This is a genomic window from Parvibaculum sp. (genome assembly GCF_049672805.1).
Classification (GTDB): domain Bacteria; phylum Pseudomonadota; class Alphaproteobacteria; order Parvibaculales; family Parvibaculaceae; genus Parvibaculum.
Map to the genome: position 1 here is coordinate 1 of NZ_JBATWS010000259.1, position 4,703 is coordinate 4,703.

The following is a 4,703-nucleotide window of genomic DNA, read 5'->3' on the forward strand; positions in this document are numbered from 1 at the left end:
TCCCCACACCGGGCCGGGCGCCAACACAGCCGGTCGCCCCGCCCACAATTATTTTGAGACTCCCTGCCTCGACTGCGAGGCAGGTTGATACTCGACCCGATGTCACGAAGTCCCCCACCGTCCCGCACGCTGCCCTTCAGCAACGTCCACAGACATGCGCGCTTCGACGGCATCCTCACGCCGTGGTGCCTCGAAGCGGATGATGGCATTCATTACGGCAAGCCTCACGCCCTGCTCCGTATAATAGTCCCCATTTATCAGGCTTTCACGCTTCAAATAGCTCAGGAAGCGGGAAAGGGTCGATTTATCGGGAGGTGGCGGCGAGTGCCAGAAAGCCTCAAGCTTCCCTTTGAAAGTGAGGCCCGGCAGATCATAGATTGCCCTGGCAAGGCAGAGAACGGGGCAGCCGGTTTGCAATGCCGTCAGACCGACCGTGCTGTTGAGCGTTACCGTGCCGCGAGCGTGGCGAAGGAGCGTATTGAGGTCGCCGCCATCGATATAATCGACCCGTTGCGCAACGCGGTAGCGCCGGGCGAGTGCCCCGGTCAGCCGTTTGAAATTCACCCAGCCATTGTCGAGCGGATGCGCCTTCACAACGAGCCGCGTACCGGCTGGAGCATGACGGGCAAAATTGGCGATGACCGTACCCAGCGCCTCTCCCATGCCGTCAAAGGGCGAATGCACACGCACTTGCGAATCGGTGTCAAGTTGCAAGGGGAACAGAAAATAGGGCTCGCCGCTTGCTGTGAGCCTGGTCACGACCTTTTCCGCATGCCGTTTGCGGAACGGCAGCACCACAAGCCTTCGCGCCCAGGTCGCATATTCTGCCCAGATGGGATAGGGCCTGTGGGTTCTGAATTTCGGATAGCGGAACCAGAGGAGATAGTTCCACGCCTGCCACTGGAAGTCATAGATGATGCGGTGCTTCATGCCGGGAGGCAGCACTGTGGAAGCCTCATCCTCGGTCGCATTGTCATTCGCGCCGGACAAATCCGGAAGCGTATGGCGCATCAGGGGAGAAAAGCCGTTGATCCCTCCCTCTTCCAGCGTCAACCAGTGAGGGCGCATATAGCCCTCCTCAAACACCCAGATGCGGCAACCGAGATCACGCACGGCCTCAATGGCAAGGCGATGGCCGGGCCTGCAATCATTATGCAATACGATATCAGTGATGTCGTTTCGTATCACATGGTCGCGAACAAAGATGCCGAACTCTTCCCGCGGCCCCCTGTAATCGACTGCCTTCCAGTCCCCCCAGAAAAACCAGTCGCCACCTGACACATTGATACGTGAGACGCCATAGCCCCTCTCGTCAATCGCCTTGCCGAGAGTGCGAAAGAAATGACTGCTATTGCCCTGAAGAAAGAGAAAATTGCGTTTCATGTCGCCGCCGCTTGCCCTCGTGAGCCATAGGCGGTTTTCTCGGCTTCGCCTCTTACAGAAGAAAAGGCCTCCAGCAACAGCCGGTTCAAGGCGTCAGCACTTACGTTTACCTCGCGGCCCGGCCCTGAGCCTTCATTTGACCAGATGAAGTAATCCGTTCGCGGATCATCGAATTTCACGGCATTGAAGAAGGCGGGCATACTCGGCAAATGGTCGCCATAAAAGCCGAAGATCGCAGCCCGGTCAGACGCGAGGAGCACCTCGCGCAGTCTCCCGATCATCAGGTCCGCATTGTGGAGATGCATGAGATAGCGCGCGAAAGAACCGGATCGCAGTGGCAGGGCCGCCCGCACCTCATTCGAAACCGCAATCCGCCCCTTTTTCCACGGCCCATGATTTTCCATCGTGATCGCGAAAATGAAGACGGGCCGTTCGGAATCTGCGAGCAGCGCCTCGATCTCGCGCGTTACAGCAGCATCCGACACATAGGGGCCAATCTTGTCGGCCTCGCTGAAGCGTTCGATATCGATGAACTCATCGAAGCCGAGATGCGGATAGACTTTATCGCGCCTGAAAAATGATTTGTGAAAGGGATGAATGCATATGGTGCGATAGCCGATGCTGCGCAGATAGGTGGCTATGGTCCAGACGGGCTTGTCGCAATATTTCAGATAGGGATTGAAGCGATCAACGCCGAGCGCCTCGTCGGGAATGCCGGATAAAAGCGCAAACTCGGTGCGCAGCGTATTCGCCCCCCAGGCGGGCACGCGAAGCCGGCCTCTGTACCGCGCTTCCCCGGATGTTCGGCAGAAGTTTTCGAGAAAGCCTTCCGGGACATGGCTCAGGACGCGACGCGCATCAAAAAATGACTCATTCTGCACAACGACAATATCGGGCAGGAGATCCGAGCGTCCGACGGGGCGGGCACGATCTTCCTTCTCATTCTCCTGCGACCTGATGGCAGCGATTTCCTGCTCACCGGCGAGGAAGAAATAGAAAATCAATGTGATGACAAGGCTCAACCTGTCCACATCTTCCCGCACATTGGCTGATGTTCCGAACTTCATCAAAATGGCGCGGAATTCGTTTCGCAGCGGCCCGCGCGTGATCAGATAGATCATGCCTGCCACGGTTGCGAAATAAGCGATCGTAGGGAGCCACTCTTCCGGCGTGGTGCGCGCAATGACCGGCGCCTCATAAAGAAGGCAACCGACAATCACCGCCGCGCCGGAAAGAATAACTGCGGTAACTTTGAACGGGCCTATATAGCCGACATATAGCGCCGGGTGAGCGATGGCCTGCCGAAGCAGCGCGAAGTCGGAATAGACCAGCGGCTCGCGCAGCTCGCGAAACTTCGCATTGTTGACGACGACGATGCCGAGAAAAACAATGATGCTGAATACGGTCGAGAAAACTGGGCGACAGGTCAGCATGAAGACGGAGAGGTAGAACATGATCATCGGCATTGCCGAGAGCATGCTGACACGATGAAAGATCGGCCTTTTCGTATCGCGTGGCTGGACAAACCGTTCCAGCACCAACACGGTCGCAAACGCGACCAGAAAACCGATCAAACCGGCGACCATCGTGCCCCTCTTCGATGCAAGCCGCTAAAAGATTCTCAATATCCTCTCTAAGCGCCCTTGCGATTAATCGTAAAAGCAAAGGCAGGCAGGAACAAGAGCGCGAGGGGTTCTGGCAGCATATTGAGGAGCCTTATTCCCATATACAAAACAGGCGGGTGGATGATGCGAGCCGGATTTCTGCATAGCGATTTCCGTATTTTCCGCGCCACTCTCTCCGGCGTTGTGAGAAAGGGCTTCCGGCCTTTCAACTGCCGGCTCATTCCTGTCTCGACATAGCCAAGACAAATAATGCTGACTCCTACTCCATAGGGGCGAAGCAGGCGCCTCAGCGCGAGAAGATAGGTTTCCAGCCCCGCTTTCGCGGCGCTATAGGCCGGGCAGGAAGGCATGGGCGTCAGCGCGGCAAGTGAGCCGATACCGGCAATCTGGCCACTTCCCCGCCCCGCCATCACATTTGCCAGAGGTCCGATGGTGCGGAGCGCGCCGGTGAAGTTGATTTCGGCCACTTTCTCGGCGGTATCCCAGGGCTCCAGACCATCGGCTTCCGAGATGCCGGATGTCACCCCTGCACAGGCGAGCAGCAGGTCAATCTTGTGCCGGTGATCGAAGCTCAGAATGGCTGCTTCCGCTTCGTGCGTCGCCACATCTGCAATTAGCGTTTCAACCGTTGCTCCCGCCGCGCGGCAATCTTCGGCCACGCCCGCCAGCCGCTCCTCGTTTCGACCGAGAAGCCCGAGCGTTACACCGGGTGCCGCATATTCCCGCGCGAGCGCCGCACCGATGCCGTCGCTTGCACCTGTAATCAGCACCACGTGGGGAGAAAGCTTTGCCATGTCAGCCGAGCGGACGTTGCAACAAAAGCATCGGCCCTGTGTGGCGGAGCCAGGGCGAAGCCGGTATCGAAAACCTCTCCACGCACTCAAAGCCTTTGGCCCGGTAGAGGCTGAGGGCTGGTGCATTGTCGCCCCAGGCATGGAGCGTCAGGCTGTCACGCCCTGTGCTCATGGCTAGTTCGGCCGCAAAGTCGAGCAGCAACCCGCCCACGCCCTGCCCGCGCGCAGCCTCATCCACGGCGAGCGTGTTAATGTAGAAACTGTTTGGCACATGGGTGGTGAAAAGCGGAAGAACGGGATCAAGCCGGTCGCGCGGAATGACGCTATAGGCGATTTCAGGCAGTCCGATCTGCTCGGCCGGAAAGGCGATCAGACACCCCGTTACCTCCCCCTCATTTTCCACGAGATAGGCATTCTCGAAATGATAGGGGCTATCCGCATCCCCCACGGCAACGCCCAGCGCATCGGTGGTGGTGAGGCCCGGATAGACATCTTCGAAGAGATGTTCGAACAGCCCCTCACCCGCCATCAACAGATAGCGGATGACAGCCTCCCGGTCGGTCGCCACACCAATTCGAACGTCCATTATCCCAGCCCGCAAATGACCCGTTCATACGGGTACAGATTATCTTTCATGGCTGCGCGATAAGCCACTCAGTCGGGTCAGCTTTCTGCCCCCAGAAAGCGGAAGCCTCGGAATCGTCCTGAAGCGTAACGCTTTCCAGAGGCGCGTCTATCGGCCCCACCATGCGCTGCTTATGGTAATCCTCAACTTCCTGCACAAGCAATTCCAGCCATGCAGCAAAATTGTCTCGCGCGCCGCCTGCATATATGTCGCCGCGCCACCCGGCTTTATCAGCCCTCTTATGTGCGATGATGTGACAAGTATCGGGTGGCAGGT

At 57.9% G+C, this 4,703-nt stretch carries 5 protein-coding genes; all 5 read right to left on the reverse strand.

Features of this window, described 5'->3' with window-relative positions:
- Positions 1 to 102: 102 nt before the first annotated feature.
- Positions 103 to 1,383 (reverse strand): capsule biosynthesis protein, encoded by a 1,281-nt coding sequence (locus WBF74_RS08365; protein ID WP_424438032.1) that lies wholly within the window; start codon positions 1,381 to 1,383, stop codon positions 103 to 105.
- Positions 1,380 to 2,969 (reverse strand): LTA synthase family protein, encoded by a 1,590-nt coding sequence (locus tag WBF74_RS08370; RefSeq protein ID WP_424438035.1) that lies wholly within the window; start codon positions 2,967 to 2,969, stop codon positions 1,380 to 1,382. Before WBF74_RS08370 ends, WBF74_RS08365 begins: the two co-directional genes overlap by 4 nt.
- Positions 2,970 to 3,016: 47 nt before the next feature.
- Entirely contained in the window at positions 3,017 to 3,781 is a 765-nt protein-coding gene (locus WBF74_RS08375; protein ID WP_424438038.1) for an SDR family NAD(P)-dependent oxidoreductase, read from the reverse strand.
- Between the two features lie 22 nt (positions 3,782 to 3,803).
- Positions 3,804 to 4,388, reverse strand: a complete 585-nt coding sequence (locus tag WBF74_RS08380) for a GNAT family N-acetyltransferase (protein WP_424438041.1) — start codon at positions 4,386 to 4,388, stop codon at positions 3,804 to 3,806.
- 46 nt (positions 4,389 to 4,434) lie between these two features.
- Positions 4,435 to 4,703, reverse strand: a 269-nt coding sequence (locus WBF74_RS08385; protein ID WP_424438044.1) for a hypothetical protein, incomplete at its 5' end; no start/stop codon positions are given.